At 45.9% G+C, this 22,629-nt stretch carries 18 protein-coding genes; 9 read left to right on the top strand and 9 right to left on the bottom strand.

Annotation, left to right across the window (positions count from 1 at the left end):
• Nucleotides 1-371 precede the first annotated feature (371 nt).
• From pgeF to hpt, 5 genes are all read right to left on the bottom strand, one after another.
• A complete protein-coding gene (gene pgeF / locus KUA49_RS16450) occupies nt 372-1,214 on the bottom strand; it encodes a peptidoglycan editing factor PgeF (protein ID WP_218411780.1) in 843 nt (280 codons plus the stop codon).
• A 95-nt stretch (nt 1,215-1,309) separates the two neighbouring features.
• Nucleotides 1,310-2,470, bottom strand: coding sequence for a GTPase ObgE (obgE, locus tag KUA49_RS16445; protein WP_203040772.1), 1,161 nt, complete (start codon nt 2,468-2,470; stop codon nt 1,310-1,312).
• Between the two features lie 70 nt (nt 2,471-2,540).
• Nucleotides 2,541-3,113: an adenylate kinase gene (locus tag KUA49_RS16440; RefSeq protein ID WP_089543891.1), complete on the bottom strand. Its 573-nt coding sequence runs from the start codon at nt 3,111-3,113 to the stop codon at nt 2,541-2,543.
• Nucleotides 3,114-3,260: 147 nt separating this feature from the next.
• Nucleotides 3,261-3,503 carry a DUF6722 family protein gene (locus tag KUA49_RS16435; RefSeq protein ID WP_218411779.1) on the bottom strand — a complete coding sequence of 81 codons (243 nt, stop codon included), beginning with the start codon at nt 3,501-3,503 and terminating at the stop codon, nt 3,261-3,263.
• A 10-nt stretch (nt 3,504-3,513) separates the two neighbouring features.
• Nucleotides 3,514-4,053 (bottom strand): hypoxanthine phosphoribosyltransferase, encoded by a 540-nt coding sequence (hpt, locus tag KUA49_RS16430; protein WP_203048921.1) that lies wholly within the window; start codon nt 4,051-4,053, stop codon nt 3,514-3,516.
• Between the two features lie 114 nt (nt 4,054-4,167).
• Here hpt and KUA49_RS16425 point away from each other — a divergent pair, with 114 nt between their 5' ends.
• The gene (locus KUA49_RS16425; protein WP_218411778.1) at nt 4,168-5,685 is read left to right on the top strand and encodes an NAD(P)H-hydrate dehydratase; all 1,518 of its coding nucleotides are present in this window, start codon (nt 4,168-4,170) and stop codon (nt 5,683-5,685) included.
• Between the two features lie 92 nt (nt 5,686-5,777).
• Here KUA49_RS16425 and KUA49_RS16420 read toward each other — a convergent pair whose 3' ends face one another.
• Complete coding sequence (locus tag KUA49_RS16420; protein WP_218411777.1) at nt 5,778-6,755, bottom strand: helix-turn-helix transcriptional regulator; 978 nt, start codon at nt 6,753-6,755, stop codon at nt 5,778-5,780.
• 492 nt (nt 6,756-7,247) lie between these two features.
• Here KUA49_RS16420 and KUA49_RS16415 point away from each other — a divergent pair, with 492 nt between their 5' ends.
• The 8 genes from KUA49_RS16415 (at nt 7,248) to KUA49_RS16380 (ending at nt 19,119) form a co-directional block, all read left to right on the top strand.
• Nucleotides 7,248-7,835 (top strand): DUF3575 domain-containing protein, encoded by a 588-nt coding sequence (locus tag KUA49_RS16415; protein WP_218411776.1) that lies wholly within the window; start codon nt 7,248-7,250, stop codon nt 7,833-7,835.
• Between the two features lie 85 nt (nt 7,836-7,920).
• The gene (locus KUA49_RS16410; protein WP_218411775.1) at nt 7,921-9,411 is read left to right on the top strand and encodes a DUF3868 domain-containing protein; all 1,491 of its coding nucleotides are present in this window, start codon (nt 7,921-7,923) and stop codon (nt 9,409-9,411) included.
• 80 nt (nt 9,412-9,491) lie between these two features.
• The gene (locus KUA49_RS16405; protein ID WP_218411774.1) at nt 9,492-10,997 is read left to right on the top strand and encodes an Mfa1 family fimbria major subunit; all 1,506 of its coding nucleotides are present in this window, start codon (nt 9,492-9,494) and stop codon (nt 10,995-10,997) included.
• Nucleotides 10,998-11,326: 329 nt separating this feature from the next.
• A complete protein-coding gene (locus KUA49_RS16400; protein ID WP_218411773.1) occupies nt 11,327-12,445 on the top strand; it encodes a FimB/Mfa2 family fimbrial subunit in 1,119 nt (372 codons plus the stop codon).
• Between the two features lie 63 nt (nt 12,446-12,508).
• Nucleotides 12,509-14,236: a hypothetical protein gene (locus KUA49_RS16395; RefSeq protein WP_218411772.1), complete on the top strand. Its 1,728-nt coding sequence runs from the start codon at nt 12,509-12,511 to the stop codon at nt 14,234-14,236.
• A 24-nt stretch (nt 14,237-14,260) separates the two neighbouring features.
• Entirely contained in the window at nt 14,261-16,165 is a 1,905-nt protein-coding gene (locus tag KUA49_RS16390; RefSeq protein ID WP_218411771.1) for a fimbrial protein, read from the top strand.
• Nucleotides 16,166-16,180: 15 nt separating this feature from the next.
• Nucleotides 16,181-18,001 carry a hypothetical protein gene (locus tag KUA49_RS16385; protein WP_218411770.1) on the top strand — a complete coding sequence of 607 codons (1,821 nt, stop codon included), beginning with the start codon at nt 16,181-16,183 and terminating at the stop codon, nt 17,999-18,001.
• A gap of 290 nt (nt 18,002-18,291) precedes the next feature.
• Nucleotides 18,292-19,119 carry a DUF5106 domain-containing protein gene (locus KUA49_RS16380; RefSeq protein WP_218411769.1) on the top strand — a complete coding sequence of 276 codons (828 nt, stop codon included), beginning with the start codon at nt 18,292-18,294 and terminating at the stop codon, nt 19,117-19,119.
• A 144-nt stretch (nt 19,120-19,263) separates the two neighbouring features.
• On the opposite strand, the gene KUA49_RS16375 is transcribed toward KUA49_RS16380, so the two are convergent.
• From KUA49_RS16375 to KUA49_RS16365, 3 genes are all read right to left on the bottom strand, one after another.
• Nucleotides 19,264-19,746 carry a hypothetical protein gene (locus tag KUA49_RS16375; RefSeq protein WP_218411768.1) on the bottom strand — a complete coding sequence of 161 codons (483 nt, stop codon included), beginning with the start codon at nt 19,744-19,746 and terminating at the stop codon, nt 19,264-19,266.
• A gap of 428 nt (nt 19,747-20,174) precedes the next feature.
• The gene (locus tag KUA49_RS16370) at nt 20,175-21,188 is read right to left on the bottom strand and encodes a class II fructose-bisphosphate aldolase (RefSeq protein ID WP_022122161.1); all 1,014 of its coding nucleotides are present in this window, start codon (nt 21,186-21,188) and stop codon (nt 20,175-20,177) included.
• Between the two features lie 206 nt (nt 21,189-21,394).
• Complete coding sequence (locus KUA49_RS16365) at nt 21,395-22,624, bottom strand: sugar MFS transporter (RefSeq protein WP_218411797.1); 1,230 nt, start codon at nt 22,622-22,624, stop codon at nt 21,395-21,397.
• Nucleotides 22,625-22,629 lie beyond the last annotated feature (5 nt).

Genomic DNA, 22,629 nt, shown 5'->3' with positions numbered 1-22,629 from the left:
GGTCCCCGAAGGGGGCCAACTTTCAATAACCGCTGGTGGAATGACCGAAGGTCATGGAACCTGCGGACAACCAATAGTAGGGAGAAAGCGTCCCCAAAGGGGGCGAACCACATCCAGTCTTGCTCCTGTTCGCCCCCTTCGGGGACGATAAGAGAGTATTTGTCACTATCCGCAGGTTCCATTCCCTTCGGTCATTCCACCTGCGGTTATTCACATTCGCCCCCTTCGGGGACGGCAGAATGCTACTTGCGAAACTTCAGTAAACTACAAATTATTTACTATAAACTATTAACTATAAACTGAAAAACATCCACTTCTCCCTCTTCGTTCATAGAAAAGACAGAAATGGATGTTATCATGAAAAATCTTATTTATTTCTCCAGAAGGATGGCAGTATAGATTCTGCCGCTCTCTGTGCCCAACTTGCGAGCAGAGAAATACTCGTCGCTATGCTGGAAGGTACAGATGCCGCAATCCTGGATATTCTCTTCGGCTACCCCGCAATGCAGAAGAATCTGCTTGTTGCAGAGCGGAAGATTGAGGTGCCACTTCAGCGGCTGAACGATGTTGCCCTCGGCAGCCAGACGTTCACGCTCTGCTGGGTCGGCAGAGAAGGCAGCATTAGGACGCTGCTCGGCAATCTCCTCCATCGGGAAGGCAGCCTGCTCGAAAGCCTCATACACCTCATCGCCCACCTCGAAACTGTCGATCGAGATGCCCGGACCTATCACAGCCTTCAGCTTCTTAGGGTCGGTATGATAGGTGAACGCCATCTCCTGGATGGTTTTGTGAACGATGCGTGCCAGGGTGCCACGCCATCCGGCATGGATGGCTGCCACGGCATGATGCTCCTCATCATAAAGAAGCACCGGGATGCAATCGGCAGTGGAAACGCCTATGCACACACCTGCCTGATTCGTCATCACGGCATCAACTCCCTCGAGAATCATCTTGCGGATATTCTCCGGCATGCTGAAATATTCTCCGGCTATCTGGCGCACCTCTACCCCATGCACCTGATGGGGCATGATGATGTGACCAGGCTCTACGCCCAGTTCAGCAGCCAGACGCCTGCGGTTTTCAGCCACATGCTCGGCATTGTCGCCGCAATACTCATTGATATTGAATTCGCTGTAGTTGCCCTGGCTCACTCCGCCCTTGCGGGTGGTGGAGAAAGCCTTGACACCTGAAGCAATATTATATTCCTTTATCATTTAATGTTAAATGTTAAGTGTTAAATGTTAAATTAGGCTTGCACCCACGAAACAAATGAATTCTTCACTCTTCGTTCTTCACTCTTCACTTAAATCTACTCATATTCGAAATCATCGAGGTCATCTACGTCCTCAATTTCATCCTCATCGATGTATTCCACGATGTCCTCACCCTCAGCCTCGAGTTCCTGCTGGAAACGTGACATATCCTTGTCACGATGCACGAGGGTATCTTCGGCAGTAATCTCCTGCAATTTGTTGCTCTCGGAATTCAGCTCCTTCCAGAGCACATCCTTGAGTTCCTGGATTCCCTGTCCGGTGACAGAAGAGATGAAGACCACCGGCAGATCAGTAGGCAGCGTTTCGCGGAGCATCTCGATAAGCTCATCATCGAGAAGGTCGCACTTGGTGATGGCGAGCACACGGTGCTTGTCGAGCATCTCTGGGTTGAAGTTCTTCAGCTCGCCCAGCAGCACCTCGTATTCCTTCTTGATATCGTCGGTATCGCCGGGAACCATGAAGAGGAGCAGCGAGTTGCGCTCTATGTGGCGCAGGAATCGCAAACCTAATCCCTTTCCTTCGCTCGCACCCTCGATGATGCCAGGAATATCAGCCATGACAAAGCTCTGGTGGTCGCGGTAGTCCACGATGCCCAGCGATGGCTCGAGCGTAGTAAATGGATAGTTGGCAATCTTTGGGCGCGCACTGGATACGGCGCTGAGCAGGGTTGACTTTCCGGCGTTAGGGAAACCCACGAGACCCACATCGGCAAGGAGCTTCAGCTCCATGATGATGGTCATCTCCTGCATAGGCTCACCTGGCTGCGCATAGCGTGGAGCCTGGTTGGTTGAGGTACGGAACTGGAAGTTGCCCAATCCGCCGCGGCCGCCCTTGAGGAGCAGCACCTCCTGTCCGTCGTAAGCCACATCGCAAACGAACTTTCCGGTTTCGGCATTATAAACCACGGTACCGCAAGGCACATCGATATAGATGTCCTTACCGTCGGTGCCATGACACTTGTCACGTCCTCCATTGCCACCATGCTCGGCGAAGAAGTGGCGCTGATACTTCAGATGCAGCAGGGTCCAGTAGTTGTGGTTGCCGCGAAGATAGATGCTTCCTCCACGTCCGCCATCGCCACCGTCAGGACCGCCATTAGGTTGGTACTTCACGTGGCGCAGGTGCATGGAGCCTTTACCACCCTTACCAGAGCGGCAGTTGATCTTTACATAATCTACGAAATTGGATTCAGCCATTTATATTTTCTTTTTATATTTAACGAATAAATCTTCCCCACTCAGTTGTGGGGAAGATTTTTTATCTTGATTACAAGTTGTCGATAACATTGCAAACGCGGGCGAAGATCTCATCCACAGTACCGAGACCCTCGATGTGGTGGTGGATACCTTCCTTCTCATACCAGTCGATGAGAGGTGCAGTCTGAGTGTGATATACGTTGAGACGCTTCTTGATAGTCTCCTCGTTATCATCAGAACGGCCGCTCAACTTACCGCGGTTGAGCAAACGAGCCATCAGCTCATCCTCAGGAACAGCGAGCTCGATCATGGCAGCAATCTTGTGGCCACGCTCTGAGAGCATCTTCTTCAAAGCCTCAGCCTGTGGTGTGGTACGTGGGAAACCATCGAAGATGACACCTGCGTGATCCTTACCGAAGCTGTCGTATACGCTAGCGAGGATGTCGATCATCAACTCGTCAGGAATCAACTGACCATTGTCGATATAACCCTTAGCAGTCTTACCAAGCTCAGTACCGTTCTTGATTTCGTTACGAAGTACGTCACCTGTTGAAATGTGACCGAGACCATACTTCTCGATCATCTTGTCGCTCTGTGTGCCCTTACCTGCACCAGGAGCGCCGAAAATTACAATATTCTTCATTTTTACCTTAAATATATATAAATTGTTTTATGTTGTGTCAGAAACTAATATTCATTCATCCATTTCTGTCCCCAAGGAGACAAAAGTACAGCAATAGTTATGCCAAAGAAAACGGTAAACATGCCTAAAAATATTAAAGTGTTCATCTTACATCCTCCTATTTTTATTGTTAAACTTATTATATTTTTTACGCTTTGCTTCTTTTTCTTTTTTACCTTTCTTATCAAAATACAGAGCAAACCCCAAAAGGGCCACTGCCAAGATAAAGCTAACCAGATAAATAAGCCAATGAAGTTCTTCCCCCATATCTCCAACAAAAGTCGTAATAAACGCAGCTGTTATAAGATATTTGGAAATATCTATAAAATAATCACTCAGTTTCTCCCACATGCTTCACCTCCTATTCTTCTACAATGGTGTAGATATCGCGGAGGTTTCTGCCTTCTTGGTCGTAATCCAATCCATATCCCACGATGAAATCGTTAGGGATTTCCATAACAGCATAGTTGATATCAAGGTCAACCTTCAGGTTGCCTGGCTTCACGAGGAGGGAACAAACCTCAACGCTGGCTGGGTTCATCTTCTTCAGGTCTTCTATCATGTGGGCCATGGTGAAACCGGAATCTACGATGTCTTCTACGATAACCACGTGGCGACCTGCCAAATCCTGGTTCAAACCCATCAGGGTCTTCATGCTGCCCGTAGAGGAAGTGCCCTCGTAAGAAGCATACTTCACGAATGAGATCTCGCTTGGCACGGTAATCATTCGCATCAAGTCGGCTGCGAAGATAAATGCGCCGTTCAATACTGCCAAGAACACGGGGGTCTTGCCTTCATAGTCCTTGTTCAGACGGTCTGCTACGACCTGAACCTTCTTGAGTATTTCGGCCTCTGGAATGGAGGTTTTGAAGGTCTTATCCTTAATTTTTACTATGCTCATAGTCATATTATATAATATTTTCTGCAAAATTACGAAAAAATCGTGAAACTTCATGCTTTCATCGACTTTTTTTAGTACTTTTGCATGAAAATAATCAGATAATCGGACAAAGACATGAAGATTTTCACTAGTACTCAGATACATGAGTTGGATAAATACACCATTGAGCATGAACCTATCACTTCGCTCAACCTCATGGAACGTGCCGCTAAGGCGCTGACACGTGCCATCAAGGAGGAATGGTCTAACCGTACTCCGGTGGTCGTTTTCGCAGGACCAGGCAACAACGGAGGCGATGCGCTTGCCGTGGCAAGAATGTTGGGAGAAGATGGTTATCAGGTTAACGTTTTCTTGTTTAACATCCACAACAAGCTCTCTGCCGACTGTGCCAGCAACAAGAAGCGACTCATCGAGAGCAAACGCGCCAAGCAGTTTACTGAGGTCACCGTCAACTTCGACCCTCCGCAGCTGGAAGCCGGCATGCTTGTAGTAGACGGACTCTTTGGCAGCGGCTTGAACAAACCGCTGGCAGGCGGTTTTGCGTCCCTGGTAAAATACATCAACCAGAGTGCAGCCAAGGTGGTGAGCATCGACCTGCCATCGGGTCTGATGGCGGAAGACAACTCCTACAACATCGCAGCCAACATCATCCGTGCCGACCTGACGCTGACCTTGCAGCAGAAGAAGCTGGCGATGATGCTGGCAGACAACCAGATATACCTGGGAAGACTGAAGGTATTGGATATCCGACTCTCGCCGGAATTCATCCAGAAGACGGAAAGCAAATTCAGCATCCTGGAAGAGAACGACATCCGCCTGCTGATGAAGCCCCGTGGCGACTTTGCCCACAAGGGCACTATGGGCACGGCACTGATCATTGCCGGAAGCTACGGCATGAGCGGTGCGTCCGTGCTGGCTACCAAGGCGTGTCTGAGAGCGGGAACGGGAAAGGTGATTACCCATACGCCGAAGCGCAACTACGAGATTATGCAGATAAGCGTGCCGGAAGCGGTGCTCCAGATGGATTCTGAGGAAACCATCTTCAGCGAACCGGTGGACACCGACTACTATAGCGCCATGGGCATAGGTCCAGGCTTGGGCACCAACGAATCCACCGCCATCGCCCTGATAGCCCAGCTGAGAAGATCCACCTGTCCTACCGTGGTAGATGCCGATGCGCTGAACATCCTGGCGAGTCATCGTGCCTGGATGCAGCAGTTGCCTAAGGACATCATCTTCACTCCTCATCCAAGAGAACTGGACAGACTGGCTGGCAACACCAGCAGCAACTGCATGGAGCGCCTTGACAAGGCCATCGAACTGGCAGAGCGCCTGCAAGGCTACATTATATTAAAGGGTCACTATTCTGCCCTCTGCCATCCTAACGGAAAGGTGGAGTTCTGCTCTACCGGCAACAGCGGCATGGCTACAGCCGGCAGCGGCGATGTATTGACGGGTATCATCACCTCGCTTCTATCTCGTGGCTACAACCAGGCAGACGCCTGCCGAATAGGCATGCACCTGCACGGATTGGCAGGCGACCTAGCCATCAAGGATATCGGCAAAGAGAGCCTCATCGCCAGCGATCTGATACAGTATCTCCCTAAAGCATTCCTGAGAATGGAAGATTGATATTTAGTTTATAGTTTATAGTTTATAGCTAGACTGGGAAACGCATAATTATGCAAGTTTTCAACATTCTGCTATAAACTATAAACTTTTAACTATAAACTAGTATTAAGTTTTTTCTTTCTGATTTCCGCAAATCGCAATTCCAGGGTGCGCTTTAAATCATCCTTACGATCCATATTCAGTTTCTTTCGGATATGACTGCGCTGGCTTGTGATGTTGGATTCGGTCTTATCAAGCAGGATGCAGATTTCCTTCAAGCTCTTATCCTGCAACACCAGCTTGCAGATCTGTATTTCACTATTGGTCAAATCAGCACACAGTTCATTCCACATCAGATTATTCAGTTCCTCCCTTTTCAGATGTTCCGAAGCATTATTGATAATGTTCTGGCGCAATTCCGGATCCAGCCTTTCCATCAGATTTCCGGCATTATCATTATCCTTTTCCTTCAATTTGGCAAGCATATCCAGCGCCTTTCTCTCTACGTGGGTAACCTTCTGAGGCTGGCGAAGCCCCTTCAGCACATAGTTCGTATTATAGATATACACATAGATAATCATCATAAAACCCACAAAGAATGCCTTCATCCCAAAGAAGGATGAAACAGCAGGATGCTCTATGAAATAGAAGACAACCATCGGAACCAAGCCGGCAATAAGAGCCAATGCGGTCTTATACATCAGTTGCGTCAACGCCATCAACACCAGCAGGAACACCAGAAACACATTGCTGATGCTACTCAACTCGTCGGGCAACTCGCCAAACACAGAGGAAAGTATACAATTGGCAGCCAATTTGGCAAAAGCCAATATATATAAAAAGGTGAGACCCTTGGTAAAAGTAAGTTTCTTGGTCCAGATAGCCAGCTGCAGACTGGCAAACAAAACGGCATTCACCACATCAGCCACCACCCCATGAGGTTCTCCTAATCGGAGGATAAGGATAAAATGGTACAAAATAATAAGTACCTCGGAAACCGAGAAAAGTAGATAGCCTATCACTCTTCTGCGGTCTACGATACCACAATACTTGGGGCAAAAGTAATGCTCCAAGCCTAAAATTGCCTTCATTAAGTTAAGTTTTGGTTCCATTGTTTACTTATAAATTCTATCTTTTAGCTTATATCTTCTTATCATCAGCAGACTTTTCAACAGCAAAATGCTGGAATTTCCATCTAACTGATAACGGCTGCAAATTTACAAAAATAATTAGAAATAGTGATGAGAAGATGATGAAAAAATGCCAGAATTAACAACTTTAAGTAGTTTTCAGTGTTGTTTTTAATTAAAAAAGGCACTTTTCAGTATTTTTCAGTGCTAAAAAACTTGCATGGTATTGCTTTTCTTTATAATTTTGCAGCCGAAAAAAGATGATGCGCTGAGCCAGGAACTCAGCTGCAAGGTTTTTAATACGAGAATGTAAGATTCCTAACTGAAAAGTAAATTGAAAGTAAAGACAAAGTAGATTAACAGGAAGGGAATGGATATTAGATTTCTTATGTATTAGTTGTAAACCGGTAGATAAAAAGATATTGTATTAAGTATATAAAGTATAAGAAAAAGATGATGAAAAGGATTAAAATGGCACTGATGATCGCACTGTGTTTCTTAGCACTCGATGCATCAGCCCAAAAGGTTGCGGTGAAAACCAACCTTCTTTATGATGCGACCAGCACCATAAACTTGGGAGTAGAGTTCGCACTCACCCCCAAGTGGACCTTGGATGTAGCAGGCAACTACAATCCTTGGACATTTTCTAATAACAGGAAATGGCAACATTGGCTTGTGCAGCCAGAAGCAAGATACTGGTTCTGCAACAAGATGATGGGACATTTTGTGGGATTCCATGCTATTGCAGGATCCTACAACATCGGTAACGTGAATGCTGATTTCAAGTTATTAGGAACAGACTTTTCCAAACTGAAAGATTATCGCTACGAAGGATGGTTCGTGGGAACGGGTGTGGCATACGGATATGCCTGGACCCTTTCCAAGCATTGGAACTTCGAGGCAGAACTGGGACTGGGTTACACCTACAGCCGTTCTGACAAGTTTGAATGTGCGGAATGCGGCGAAAAACTGGAAGACGACAAGAGTCACCACTATGTGGGACCCACCAAGGCGGCACTCAACCTCGTCTATGTGTTCTAATCGCCTCCATACGGACATACCTATTTAAATTGTATATTTATACATCATTATTCATTTGATCATTCATTTGGAAAGGAAACAATTCATGAATACAAAATATAACTTCTATAGTACACTGGGCGCTGCCCTCCTGCTGTTATCGCTCACAGCCTCAGCAGAAAGCAAGCCCATAGCCTCAGCAGAGAAAAAAGAAAAGAAAGAGAAAGCTGAGAAGAAAGAGAAGAAAGAGACAGCCGGAAAGCTGAAGATTTCGAAGAAAGAAGTGAAGAGAGATGGAGATGACGTGAACGTGAAGATGGACTTCAAGCTCGACGACATCATCCTGGGCAGCAACCGTGGACTCATCTATACCCCCATGATTGTGAACGATGAGGACACCCTGAAACTGCCAGCTGTTGAGGTGATGGGACGCAAGAGATACATCTATTATCAGCGCAACAATGCCACTGCCTCCAAGAACCCGCTCATCGTGGAGCAGCGACAGAACAAGAAAAAACAGACCCTACATTATATATATACCACTCCATTTCAGGATTGGATGAGCAACTCGCAACTGGTTATCGGCAACGATACCTGCGGATGCAACCAGGTAATCCTGGCAGAAGGACTGCTTCCGGCTGGCGATATCCTCAGCACGCCTCAGAAACTCTTCTACGCTTACCAGCAGCCTAAGGCGGAAGCAGTGAAGACAAGACAGGAAAACGGTTCGGCACGACTCAACTTCAGGGTGAACAAGTGGGACATCGTGGTAAACCTGGGCAACAACGCCAAGGAACTGGCTAAGATGATTGAAACCCTGGAGCTGGTGAAGAACGATTCGGATGTTACCATCACCCAGATCACCCTGCACGGTTATGCTTCTCCTGATGGTGGATATGCCAACAACGACAAGCTTTCACGCAACAGAACGCAGGCGCTGAAAGATTATCTCACGTCGGTTTATCCTATCGACCAGAAGCTGATCAAGGTGGCAGCTACCGCAGAGGACTGGGAAGGAACGGCAGAATACATCGCCCACAACGATATTCCTCAAAAGGACATCGCCCTCGGCATCATCAACAGCAGTTTGCTGCCTGATGCAAAGGAGAAGGATTTGAAGAGAAAGGCTCCGGAGGCTCACCGCTTCCTGTTGCAGAACGTTTGGCCAGGCTTGCGCCGCACCGACTACACCATAGAATATGACGTAAAGGCATTCAACCTGGAAGAGGCAAAGAAGGTTATCAAGACCCGTCCGCAGAAGCTTTCTCTTCAGGAGATGTACATGGTAGCCAACAGTTTGCCTAAGGGCAGCGATGAATACAACAATGTATTCGAGACTGCCGTAAAGCTGTTCCCAGAAGACAAGCTTGCCAACCTCAACGCTGCCTACATCGCCATTGAACGTGGTGACAAGGTGAGTGCAGAGAAATATCTGAAGAAGGTGGGCGATACCCCAGAAGCCAACAATGCCCGCGGTTGCCTCGCTGTCCAGAAAGAGGATTACCAGGCTGCCAAGGAATATTTCGAGAAGGCTGTAAAGGGTGGCTTGAAGAAGGCCCAGGAAAACCTGGACAAGGTAAACAAGGTTCTGGAATAGAAGGAACGAAATAAAGAAAAGAATAAGTAAAGAAAGTATTAATAAATATAGTTTTAACTAAAGTAATAAGTAACAAGATTATGAAAAAAATGAATTTGCTCGTAATGAGCTTGGTTTCAGCCGCAGCTTTGTCTTTCACTAGCTGCAGCAGTAATGATGATTTGGCTGGTGACAACGCAGGTCAGGAGAAGGTAGATGGTTTCTACATGACATTGAACGTACAGACTCCAAAGGCAGATGGTACCAGAACAGCAGTTATTGATCCTACAGAGAATGCCACAGCAGTAGAAGCTGCGATCAAGACTGGTACATTCTACTTGGTAGATAAGGATAATAAGATTGTTTTCTCTGAGGATCTTAAGAACCTGAATTGGTCAGGAGCCGTTAATGGTGAAAATGGTTCAACAACACAGCAGGATGGTAACAAGACTTTCGAAATCAAGGTTGAGAATGTTGAAGCAGGTCAGACATACCGTGTATATTTCCTGGCTGGTAGCAACAAGCCAGCAGGTGGTATGAACTTTGCTGCTACTAGCAACAACTTCTTCACTGCTACAAAGAGCTTTGCATCTCCATTTGCAGACGATAACAACTTTGCTATGTTCAACCAGAACGATGCAGATGTGAATGGAAATGGTTATTCTGTAGAATTCATCAAGGCTAACAACAACAAGCAGAACCCTGCAAAGGTAACTTATACATCAGCAGATGGAAATACTACACAAAAAGATGCAGCTATCAAGGTTGAGCGTGTAGTAGCTCGTATCGATGCTCCAACTAGCAATTCAACAGTTCTTGCAGAGGCTCCAGCTAATGCATCAGCGGCTTTGAAGGTAGCAATGAAGGATGCTAAGGAAAAGGTAGAGAAGATAGAATTGACAAACTATGCAATTTCAAACTTGGCCAACAAGTCTTACGTAATGCAGACTTGGAATTCTTCTGCACTTGTCATTCCTAGTGACAAAGAAGGCTTCAGCTACATCCAGCCAAAAACTGCTTTCGGTGGAGATTACGATTACAAGAATGGCGGTTTCACTACTACAGCAACTAAAGTAAATTACGTATTCGAGAACAATTCAACAGATAATCCAACATCTATGTACTTCGAGTACAAGGTTACTTTGAAGAACGAGAAGTTTGAAGGTGATGCTGATTTCAAGGATGATGCAAAAAATGCAGGTACATTCTATCGTTACAACAACGTAATCTACACCTCTTTCTATCAGATCTTCAAAGATTATGCTGATGTTGCAAACCTTTTCGGCGAAGGCATGGATGCTAAAAAGATGAAGGAAGAATTGATGAAGGTCATCAATGACGAAGATAAGTTGGCTGAGTTCCGTCATACATACAACATTGAGGTGTTCAAGGGAGGTAAGACATACTACAAGCAGGTTATCAAGGATAAGCACATCGCCGGCATTATCCAGCGTAACAGCATCTATCGTCTCAAAGTTAACAATATCTTCAACGTAGGTGCACAGGTTCCTAATGGTAATCCAACAGAGAATGAATTCTATTATCTCAACGTTACTGTAACCGTTAACCCTTGGGTTCTCAACAACCAGGATGTTGATTTGCAGTAATCCCATTCCGGATTCCAATACGATTTCATAACAACACAGAATTCCTGGAATCAAGAATTATCATATCGCTTGAAATAAAATAACTCCAATCTCTCGGAGGACTCAGTTCCTCCGAGAGATTACCTAAAAACGACATCACCCCACCCCATGCCGTCAACAAAATGACGGGATTCACACCGTGCTTACAGGAAGAAAGATTCTTCACCAGGCACCACTTCTAGCAGAAAACGAAGATGCCAAGACCATCAGATGTCACCCAACATCACAAGTCTGGCACTCTATATATAATAAGGTATAAGTAAAAGAATAATATTAACAACAATAACAATATGGCACATTTCTTCACCCATAACTGTTGCAAAGCGGTCTGTATCTCAGCCATCGCACTCACCTCGCTTTCATCCTGCATGAAAGACGACCTGATGGGCTGTCCTACACCCAAAATATCGCTCGGTTTTGACTATACCTACAACGTGAAGGAAGCAGACGCTTTCTCGGCTGAGGTAAAAAACATCAACGTATATGTGTTCGACAAGAACGGAAAGTATTTCGATACCTACGTGGAGTCGGCTGATAAGTTTGAAAACGGGCATAGAATGGAAATCACCGACCTCAACGAAGGCAAGTACACCTTCGTCTGCCTGGCCCGTGACAAGCAGAACATCTCTGCCCGTGCTGACGGCGAGGATGACGAGATGGAATTCACCTTCACCCAGCTTACCCCAGGCGTATCAACCATCGACGACCTGCAGGAGGTGATGGGAAAGAACGAAGGCGAGAACTACGAGAACAACAGAAAGTTCTCTGCACTCTATACCGCACAGACATCCCTCAACTACGAAGGCAAGGACGTGACATCAGAATTGAGTCTGATGAAATGTACCAAAACCTATCGCATCGTGATGCTGCCATACGAAAACGACCAGCCTGGTTTCACCCCCGACAACTTCGACGTAAAAATCAAGGGGTCTGCTGCCCTGCTCGACTATAAGGGCGACAAGGTGATGAACAAAGCCATCACCTACGTACCCTTCAGCGAGAAGATGGTGACCAACAAGAGCGGCGAAACCGAGGTGGAAGGCGAAAAGATAGACAAGGCACTGGTTTACGACCTGTCATCATCCCGAATGTTCGAGCGCAACGACGACCAGGTTTCCACCCGCAGCGGAAGCGAATATGACGACAAGCGCATCGTCATCACCGACAAGCGCAACAACAAGGTCATCTTCGACCACTCCCTGCCATGGTTCCTCGCCCTCTGCGGCGAACGTGCCGGAAAGGATTGGGATTCGCAGGAATACCTCGACCGCCAAGACCACTATGTGCTCACCTTCTACGTGCCAAGCGACAACACCAGCGACCACTACAGCCTCAACGCCAAGATAAAGGTGAACGGCTGGGTGATGAACCTGCAGGACGCCGACCTGGGAGGTTCGGAAAAGAAGTAGTACCACCCATACTACTCCACCAAAGCAACAACAAGTATAAGTATAAGTAAAAGAAAGAAAAAGATGACTAGCTATAAAACTACTTTGACCAAGATGATGCGCCAGGCACTTACGGCACTAGCTGCCTTGCTCATGGTAGGCGCCATGGCATCTTGTTCAGAGAACCAAGATACAGAGACCGCTGAGAATCATGACGCATATATCAGCCTCAGCTTCTCTAGCAATTCGGCTAACAGCACCCGAGTTGGAGAAAGCCGTACGGAAGGTGTGCTCGCAAATAATGAGAGCAAAGCTGACCCCAACTCAGAGAGCGACATTCACAGCATCAAGGTGTGGGTGTTTCAATCTGGCACAAACGAAGATGCCAATCCTATCGCATATAAGGAAGAAGCATTGAAAGATATTAATAGCAGCTACAATCTGCAGCTACGTTTCTTAAGAAAGATAGCAGGTAAAGAGGTGGAAAATATCGACCTCTACATCCTCGCGAATTCCGAAAGTACCAATATAGAAAGCAAGTTGAACGGTAAGGATTTCAGCAGCATCACCCGCAAGGAGTTGCAGAATGTCAGCTTTGACTCTACTTTTGGCATTCAGAAAAATGGCAATCCACAGAACACGGAAGTTCCAGAAACAGGTCTCCCTATCTCTCGTGCCATTACCAACATTTCTGTAGAGAAGCATGTTGGAACAACCGAAGCAGAGGCAAAGGCCAAAGGCATCAAGATTCCTCTGGTTCGCGCTGTTTCCAAGCTCCACTTCTACTTTGCCCGAAAAACGGGCATAGAAAATGTAAAGGTTACCAGTATCGAGGTGGAAGGAAACATCATTCCTACCGCCAGCTACATCTTCCCTGATGAGACTGAATACAAAGAAAATGATGACAACCAGGTTGTTACCAGCAACAAATACGATGTAAACAGTACCGGCTATGTATCAACTGTTTTGAAACTGAATGGTGTTGAGACTGATAACATCAAGGAAGTAGAAGATCCAGAGAAGTTCAAGAAGAACGAAACTCAAACTGCACAGGATTATCTGGATGCCTTTAAAAAAGCAGGAATTGCTTCCCACAACCTGTGCTATCTCCGTGAAACCACCAAGGCAATCAAAGGAAAGATTCATTATTCTTTAGGCACGGAAGAAAAAAGCGTTGACTTCAGTATCCCAACAGACGGTAAAGCCATCCGCAACCGCGAGCTGGTAGTTTACGGTTACTTCCTCAACGGACAGATGGGCATGCTCACCGTTACTCCAACCATTAAAGAATGGCAGGATGGTGGAACATTCGATTTCATCGATGCCTCTACGAATGTTGAAATCCCTGACAGCGGAAAGACAGACTGGGGCTACAAGGTATATTATGGTTTCCCAAAACGCGGACCGATGATTACGCTCCAGGATATCGACACCAAAGGCAAGCCATGGATTCTTCAGACAGACAATCCGATGTTCGGATTCGTAATCTGTAATGAGTATGGCAACTATCCGGAAGATACGCCTTACTACAATCCCGAAATCACACAGAATAATGATGGCAAGAATCCGGTAGGAAAAACCTACAAGATAGAGGATTTCATCATCAACCAAAATGGTGAGAAGAAAACACTTTACTTCTATGTGGTTCCGAAAAACAGACTGGATCTGGCTAAGCCACACAATGTAAAGGCGCAGGTGTTCCTGACCAAATATCCAAACGATAAGTTTGTCCTGAATCCAGGTTTCAAATATAAAGGATGTAAAGAGGGAAAATTCGCCGGTAAGAATATTCACTTTGAACAAGTATTATAAAGACAACAGAAAACAATATTCATCATGAAGAAGTTATATAAAGACATAAGATTCGCAAAATGCATCTTGGCTCTTACGGCAGGATGGCTCATGGCAGGATGCTCGGCTGAAGACGAACTGGGAAACGGTTCGGCTGCACAACAGCTGAGCCTCACTCCCATGGTCAACGACCTGCAGACCACAAGAGTGAAGGAAGAAGTGAATCTTCATGAAAAAACTCTGTCTTCTCTTGACTTTAAAATGTTCGAACCGACAAATGGTGATTGTAGAATCGACCGCCAGTTTACAAGTCCGGCAGAAAACCAGGCAGAGGTTCTGGCTTCCGACAACTGGAAGGAGAGCCAGGACCTCCAGCCAGGTCAAAGTTATGCATTCTATGCAGCAGCCAACACCAAGCAGAGCCTGCAAGGCAAAAGCCTGAATGAACTTCAGAATGCTACCCTGCAGGACGCGGATATCTGGAAGCCTTACTCTACAGACAACAGCAAGAAGCTGTTACTGATGAGCAGTCATGGTTCATACAAGATTACAGAAGAGGCAGAACAGAATATCCCGGTAAAACTGGTAAGAGCTGCAGCCAAGATCAAGCTCAACATCTCTTCTACGGTGAAGGATTACCATATTTCTGACGTTCAGTGGAAACTCATCAACTACAATACCAATACTACCATCTTTGCTGATCAAACCGCAACTCCATCTATCATATCAGACAACAATACCTGGAGCACGGCAGCATCTGCAAAAGATGAGAAGGGAAATAATGTCTTCACGGTAACCACCTACAGTTATTCCACCCAATGGGAAACTCAGAAAACAATGCCACAGATTGTAGCAAAGGTCAACTTTAAATATAAGGACGGTTCTAAAACTGATATCCTGAAGGAATTGAAGATACCGGTTCGTGACCCTCAGGGTGACAAGAAGTTAGACCGCAACTATATCTATACCGTCAATGCCGTCATCAAGTATCTGGATACCAATACGGATATCGATTACGACGGAGATACTGATTATCTGAAATGGGCGATTGCCAAATGGACCCAGGGTGAAGATACTTTTGTGAAGGGAGATAAAGCCAGCTTCCTGATGGTATATCCTACCCAGCTGGACCTCAAGGATCCGATGAATTGGGGAACAGAAAACTGGTGCATCGACTGGTTTGCATCCTGCCCTATCGTTCAGCAACCAGAAAAGAAAGTATATTACTTTGATAAGAAAGGTAATAAAATAGAGGATATCAACCTGGCTAGTCAGATCAACAGCCAGTCTGACACAAACGTTGGTGACACTAACCGAGGAAAGATAGATGTCCATGGTAACAAACCGGAATATACCATAGCCTACATCAACTTTCTCGTAAAGACTAACGACGGATCCAAATCTCAGAAAGTGAATGTCAGGAAGTACCCTGCCATCTATTCGCTCAATGTGGCAAATGCAGAGGCTTCTGACAAGCAGAACACGCAAAACAGACTTTACACGCTGCAGTTTACCACCAACCAGGGCATCAGCGATTACACGATAGCCAAGCCTCAACTCGATAGCAAAAACAAGTCTACAGACAAGACGGTTTCCCCTGCCTTGATCATGGCATCTGCTGGACATGGCAACGAAACGGCAGAAAGCAACGAGGCTGCAAGAACATACTGCCAAAGTTACAGCGAGACGGCAACAACGCTGAAAGGCGAAACGCTGACCATGAATGGATGGCGACTGCCTACAACAGACGAGGTTAAGCTGATCAACCAGCTGGCAAGCCAGGACAAAGTGGTAGACAGACAGATTCTCAGCAACGCATGCTATTGGACCCTGGATGGCAAGAAGGCAGCCTTTAATGGCGCACAGGAGGGAAACAGCACATACGTTCGCTGCGTTCACGACCTCACCCTAGAGGAAATTGAGAAAATTGAGAACCAAGGTATAGAATAACAGAAGGTAAGCAAGATGAAAAAATATAAATTATATATCGGAATCATGACGGTTCTGTTAACAGCAATGTTGACAGGCTGTTCCGACAATATACCCGACAATATCACTTCTCCTACCGAAGCAAACGAAGCAGAAGAAGGTTACTATACGGCAAGCTTCAACGTATCCATCCCCAGCTTCGAACAGCAGGTTACCCGAAGCACCCTGTTTACGAATGAAGGCATCGGGAAAAACTGCGTCAAGCTGTTCTGCTTCGATGAGGAAGGGCAGTTCGTGGGTTTTGGAAAAGTCGGGGAATTCGGTGAAATCAAAGGTTTCAGAAGAGACGCAAACGGCAACATCATACAAAACGGCGACAAAGATATCGACGATAATGGACAAACCACCCCTCGAAATTTCTCTGCCCAGATTCCCAACAAGACGGCTCGCATCCATCTGGTGGCAAATACAGAAAGCCAGTACAAGACCATCGACTGGGATAACCAGTCAAAATGGGTGGGTATGCACGAGAATATACTGATGACCACCTTCGAGACAGAGTATGGTGAGGATCAGGCTGCGCTGACCCGATACTGGGGCTACATCAAGGAAGATTCGCCAGAGAAGCTCAAGGAATATCTCCGCCAGGATACTACCAAGCAGGATTACATCATCCATCTTATCAGAGACAGAGCCAAGATTTCGGCAAGATGGAGTGATCAAGCCAAAGCAGCCAATTCAAACCTCAAAGACGAGGACTTGACGATGACTGTGGTGAATGGTATGGCATACGGAACCCTCGCTCCCTTCGACCGTAATAACCTCCTCTTCAATAAGACAACAGGTGGAAAGGACTGGGAATGGACCGTGGATTATGTAACTCCTGCCATCAGTAACAAAAGGTTGAAAGGTGATAGAGGACAGATGTATAATCCTACCGCAGCTTTCGAAGAAAGAAACCTGCCTACTGAACCGGCAAAGGTATTGCTGAAATACAACGAAAGATGTTACCTGATATACTTGCAGAATCAGGACAATGTTCCTTATGCCATCAAGCGAAATTACGAATATAAAATCATCATCGACAAACTGGACGAAAGCTATGGTAAGGGAAGTTTGGAGGAAGCGCTGAAAAGCGCACCTGTCAATAATCCTTGGATTAGAGTGGAACAATACATTCCGGGAGTGAAGGATGGTAATTATGAACTCGCCATCAACGAGGGTACTTATCAGACCACCAATGCAGCTTCCGGTTCTGAACAAACCATCCAATTCACCTATAAGGGCGATGATGCAGCCAACAAGCAGCCTACGGATTTCAAGGCTTTATGGACTGAGAACCTGTCATTCGGAACAGTGGATGCTCCACAGGTTACCGCCTATACCTACAATGTAGCTTCAAAAAATGGTACGGGTACCATCACCTACAAGCTGGGTACGGTAGATGAAATCTGGCGACAGGGTATCATCTACCTCATCGACAAGAAGCATGGAATGAACAGAAACATCCATCTCTACAGCGTCAGCAAGGTAGACTATCAGGTAAAGGCAAACGAAAACAGCTTTAAGTTTACCGTTCCCGCCAACTACCCGAAGGAGCTGCTGCCAGTAACCGTGAAGTTTGCATCGGGCGATGTAGTTCCAGAGGACTGTGACATAGAGTACAGTTCTACAAGTGAGATTAACAAGACCTGGGACTGCTGGTATGTATTCAAGGCTAATAAAGCCGGCACAACATACACCGTGAAGCTGAAGAATGTCCGTCAGGCGAATGCCGGAACAAGCGGCAGCTATTACGTGAAGATGGACAATGCCAACCAAGGCAATGCACAGAATTATACTTTTACATACAAATAAATTAGATTGAAAAGTTCTCGTATAATATCATTAACAAAGTAAGAAATAGAAAGAATTATTATCATTTACTATTACAAATATCATGCGGAGACTTATTATAACTAGACTGGTCGTTGGAGCTGTAGTTGCCGAGGTGATCTCGCCTTCTATGGTTCCGCGACTTTTTTTATGCCAATCGCTTTGCCATCCCGAATATTATTTGTAATTTTGCACCCGATAGTAAGCTGGCGTAAGATGCAGCCTGGCAATTTATCAAAAAGTAAAAAGTAATCAGTAATCAGTAATCAGAAATGAAAGCAAGACTCTTCTCTCTATTCATATTGCTGGCTTGTATGCTCATACAGGCACAGACGCAGACAAAGGCTCAGGCACCCAGCCAGCCTCAGCAGTCGTTTCCCTATCCTGCCCTTCCCGATACACTCCGCAGCGTGGAGCAGCGTGCCGGCTATCTGAGCGAGCACTACTGGGACAACTACAACTTTGCCGATACCCTAATGCTGAAAAGCGAGGAGGTGACAGAGCAGGGCTTCGTTAACTTCATCGACATCCTGGGCAGATTCAGTCCTGCCATCGCCCAAAAGGGCATCGCCGGCTTCACCCAAAGGGCTTTCAAGAATACTGCCGCCAAAGAAAGATTCGAGAGTCTGATAGAGCATTATTTCGAGAATCCGCAGTCGCCCCTGCGCAACGACAGAGTCTACCTGTACTTCCTGGAAGAAATGAAGAATTCACCTTGTTTCGACGAGGCGGAAAAGGAACGTCTTGCCTTCAAAATCAAGACTACCAACAAGAACTTGCCTGGCGATATCGCCATCAACTTCAACTTCAAAGACGAAAACGGAATGTCCCATCAGTTGAGCGATTACAGAGATCAGAAGGTAATCCTCTACTTCTACGACCCCGACTGCGAAAACTGTCACAAGGTGTCTGCATGGCTCAAGCAGCAAACCATCCCTGCCGACATCAAGGTGCTGAAAATCATCGCAGACAACCATATCAGCCACATCTACAGCCTCAGGGCCATGCCTACGATATTCCTGCTGGATAAAAGGAATCTGGTGGTTCTAAAGGACTGTACTGCCCAAGAACTTATAGCGTATGTTTCCTCCAAGCATTAGATCAAGCATCAAGCCTGACTTTAAATCAGGCGAAATCATTTTTAAAATTTAAACTAGACTGTGTCGTTGGACGCTGTAAACCATCTATTATTATTTATCGATCAATCGCAACTATTACCATTTACATCAATTACCAATTATCATTTACTTTGCCTTTGAAGAATCGTAAGTCATTTTGAATTCTTCGCGGACGTGATTGTTTCTCTTCACTACAACCACATAGTCACCATCCTTTATTTTTCCAACTGTAGCAACAAGTGTATAGTAACCATACTTGCCAGACTTACCATAGTTGCCTGTCTCAGAAACGATCAACTTATTGCCAACCAACTCTGTTGAAAACTTGATGTCAGTGTTCTCATCGAAAATCACATTCTTGTGAGTCAACTTCAGCTCTCCACCTGCAAGAACCTTGCAAACCAACTTCTCTGTCATCTCTGCGCTCTGCGAATCATCTCCGCTGATAGGAGTTCCAACCAACTTGCTGTAGCTGAGCAAAGAGAACTCAGAAGAAGAAGCTGATGAAGCAGCTAAATTATCACTAAAATCATCTCCAGATGCACTGCAACTTGTCATTCCAACAGCCATCATCATTGTGGCTATCGCCATCATTAAAACCTTTTTCATAATTTATATCATTTACTAATTGTTAATATACCAATGAAGAATATCACATGCTTCCCTGCAAGGGGAATAGCAAAGACATTGGTTAAAACAAATACCAACCATTCAGCTGGTTCATCTTTCACAATTATACTAAATGATATGCAGGATATGTTTCCTTTACATATAATGTGATTTATATCATATCACAAGTGCAAATTTAAGAAAAAAAGAGAGAAATGCCAAACTTATTGAGTTAAATATTGTAAACTATTTCGTGTCAACGCACACAATTTAATGCCGCAGAAATGTGTGCGACAACAAAAATAAGAGAATGAAAAAAGAAGGGAGAAAGGAGGGGGAAAGAAGGGAGAAAGGGAATAGCAAGGAAACAAAAAAGCGGGAACCCTTTCGGATTCCCGCTCATATCTTTTGTTGTAAAATCTCGAAGATTAGTCGAGGTTAGCCAACTTGTTGTCAGAATGAAGAACATCCTTGATCTTGTGGCTATAGAGGTCAACCATGTACTCACGAGCCTTACCGCAGTACTGACGTGGGTCGAAGTACTCTGGGTGAAGAGCCAATGTCTCACGAACACCTGCTGTGAAAGCAAGACGAGAGTCAGAGTCGATGTTGATCTTGCAAACAGCGCTCTCAGAAGCCTTAGTCAACTGCTCCTCTGGGATACCAACTGCATCTGGCAACTTGCCACCGAACTTGTTGATGATATCAACATACTCCTGAGGAACTGAAGAAGAACCGTGGAGAACGATAGGGAAACCAGGAAGCTGCTCCTCAACTGCTGCCAATACGTCGAATGCCAATGGAGGAGGAACGAGGTGACCTGTCTTAGGGTCACGTGTGCACTGCTCTGGCTTGAACTTGTAAGCACCGTGAGATGTACCGATAGAGATGGCCAATGAATCAACACCTGTACGTGTAGCGAAATCAACAACCTCCTCAGGCTTTGTATAGTGAGACTCCTCAGCAACTACGTCATCCTCAACACCAGCGAGGACACCGAGCTCACCCTCTACAGTTACACCGAACTGATGAGCGTAGTCAACAACCTTCTTTGTCAATGCAATGTTCTCCTCGTATGGAAGTGCAGAACCGTCGATCATTACAGAAGAGAAGCCGAAATCTACACAGCTCTTACATGTCTCGAAGCTATCACCGTGATCGAGGTGGAGAACGATCTCTGGATGGTTGCAGCCCAACTCCTTAGCGTACTCTACAGCACCCTCTGCCAAGTAACGGAGCAATGTAGGGTTAGCATACTTACGAGCACCCTTAGATACCTGGAGGATAACTGGTGACTTCAAGTTTGAAGAAGCCTGGATGATAGCCTGAAGCTGCTCCAAGTTGTTGAAGTTGAAAGCAGGAACGGCCCAACCGCCCTTGATAGCTCTTGCGAACATGTCCTTAGTGTTCACAAGACCGATTTTCTTGTAATCTACTGCCATAATTGTTTAAAATTTATATTTTAATGAAACATTCTCGTTGTTTCGGAAGGCCATTCTCCCTAAGGGGAACGCCTACCTTTTTATTTTTCCGAGTGCAAATTTAACTTTTTCATTTGAAATAGCAAAATGTTGGCGAAACTTTTCGGGTTACAATCAAGTTAAAAAAGTTAATATTTACACTTCTCATCTTTTCTTAACCCTTTTTGCTAAACGCACTTTGCAATTCTGTACTCTCTAGCTGCATACGCCAATACCACCACAAAGCCGATGAAAGGCACAATGAAAGGCATCACCACATGCGTGGTATCGGCTATCAGCCCCATCAGCAGGAAGCCGCATCCGCCTATCGGAGTCATCATCAGGAGGGAGGATGCCGTCTTCGTAAGATTGCCCAATCCCGTAAGGGCGAGACTGAAGATGGTTGGGAACATGATGGCCTCAAAAAGATAGTTGGCTACCAAGGCTACCAGCGATACCGTACCTAAATTGCAGAGAACCAAACCGATGGAACAGACGCTGCCCACGGCACAGATCAGGAGCATGGTGGTTGCCTTGATGTGGCGCATAATCCAGCTGCCCAGAAATCTGCCCACCATGAAGAATGCTAGCGCCAGGGTGAGCACGAGAGAAGCCGTGCGGTCGTCCATCCACTGCATGCCCGTTACGAAATTGATGAAGTATGAGTTGATGGAAATCTCTGCCACCTCATAACTCAGCAAGGCGAAGAGACCGAACACAAACATCTTATGATTGGCAAAAAGCTTGCTGATATTGCTACCCTTTGCCTTATCTTCCCGGGTCTGAGCATGCTGAATCTCAGGCAATTCCACACGAGAAAACACGAAGGCTATCAGCAATACCAATACGCCCAGGATGCCGTAGGGAATCACCACGTTGCCACCTTCCTGGGTGCCATTGAAGAGAAACTGACCGATGCAGAAAGTGGCGAAGATGCTGCCCAAACCATTGAACGACTGCGAGAGGTTCAGTCGGCTGGTAGCCGTTTCCTTAGCACCCAACTCCGTTACGTAAGGATTGGCTGCCGTCTCCAGGAACACCAGTCCGCAACCGATGATGAAGAGGCAAAACAGGAAGGCATAGAAACTGCCCATCGATGCTCCGGGGATGAAGAGGATGGCTCCCAAGCCAAAGAGCAGGAGTCCGAACACCACTCCGCGGCGATAGCCATACCTATTTATAAATATACCCGCCGGTATCGCCATGAGGAAATAGCCCAGATAGGTGGTAACCTGAATGAGCGAAGAGTGCGTAATGCTGATATGAAGTGCATTCTGGAAATGCTTGTTGAGCACATCGAGGATGGCACGTGCGAAGCCCCACAAGAAGAAGAGCGACGTGATGAGAATGAATGGGACAAGATATTTCTTGTCGGCAATCTGAGTTGTTTCTGTTGTTTCCTTTGTTGCTTTTGACATCATTA

Source organism: Segatella copri (genome assembly GCF_019249655.2).
GTDB lineage: Bacteria > Bacteroidota > Bacteroidia > Bacteroidales > Bacteroidaceae > Prevotella.
This window is presented reverse-complemented; position numbering and strand designations above follow the sequence as displayed.

Excerpts from the sequence above, each read along its gene's own strand:
- pgeF (WP_218411780.1), bottom strand. The coding sequence starts at position 1,214 with ATGATAAAGGAATATAATATTGCTTCAGGTGTCAAGGCTTTCTCCACC.
- obgE (WP_203040772.1), bottom strand. The coding sequence starts at position 2,470 with ATGGCTGAATCCAATTTCGTAGATTATGTAAAGATCAACTGCCGCTCT.
- KUA49_RS16440 (WP_089543891.1), bottom strand. The coding sequence starts at position 3,113 with ATGAAGAATATTGTAATTTTCGGCGCTCCTGGTGCAGGTAAGGGCACA.
- KUA49_RS16435 (WP_218411779.1), bottom strand. The coding sequence starts at position 3,503 with ATGTGGGAGAAACTGAGTGATTATTTTATAGATATTTCCAAATATCTT.
- hpt (WP_203048921.1), bottom strand. The coding sequence starts at position 4,053 with ATGAGCATAGTAAAAATTAAGGATAAGACCTTCAAAACCTCCATTCCA.
- KUA49_RS16425 (WP_218411778.1), top strand. The coding sequence starts at position 4,168 with ATGAAGATTTTCACTAGTACTCAGATACATGAGTTGGATAAATACACC.
- KUA49_RS16420 (WP_218411777.1), bottom strand. The coding sequence starts at position 6,755 with ATGAAGGCAATTTTAGGCTTGGAGCATTACTTTTGCCCCAAGTATTGT.
- KUA49_RS16415 (WP_218411776.1), top strand. The coding sequence starts at position 7,248 with ATGATGAAAAGGATTAAAATGGCACTGATGATCGCACTGTGTTTCTTA.
- KUA49_RS16410 (WP_218411775.1), top strand. The coding sequence starts at position 7,921 with ATGAATACAAAATATAACTTCTATAGTACACTGGGCGCTGCCCTCCTG.
- KUA49_RS16405 (WP_218411774.1), top strand. The coding sequence starts at position 9,492 with ATGAAAAAAATGAATTTGCTCGTAATGAGCTTGGTTTCAGCCGCAGCT.
- KUA49_RS16400 (WP_218411773.1), top strand. The coding sequence starts at position 11,327 with ATGGCACATTTCTTCACCCATAACTGTTGCAAAGCGGTCTGTATCTCA.
- KUA49_RS16395 (WP_218411772.1), top strand. The coding sequence starts at position 12,509 with ATGACTAGCTATAAAACTACTTTGACCAAGATGATGCGCCAGGCACTT.
- KUA49_RS16390 (WP_218411771.1), top strand. The coding sequence starts at position 14,261 with ATGAAGAAGTTATATAAAGACATAAGATTCGCAAAATGCATCTTGGCT.
- KUA49_RS16385 (WP_218411770.1), top strand. The coding sequence starts at position 16,181 with ATGAAAAAATATAAATTATATATCGGAATCATGACGGTTCTGTTAACA.
- KUA49_RS16380 (WP_218411769.1), top strand. The coding sequence starts at position 18,292 with ATGAAAGCAAGACTCTTCTCTCTATTCATATTGCTGGCTTGTATGCTC.
- KUA49_RS16375 (WP_218411768.1), bottom strand. The coding sequence starts at position 19,746 with ATGAAAAAGGTTTTAATGATGGCGATAGCCACAATGATGATGGCTGTT.
- KUA49_RS16370 (WP_022122161.1), bottom strand. The coding sequence starts at position 21,188 with ATGGCAGTAGATTACAAGAAAATCGGTCTTGTGAACACTAAGGACATG.
- KUA49_RS16365 (WP_218411797.1), bottom strand. The coding sequence starts at position 22,624 with ATGTCAAAAGCAACAAAGGAAACAACAGAAACAACTCAGATTGCCGAC.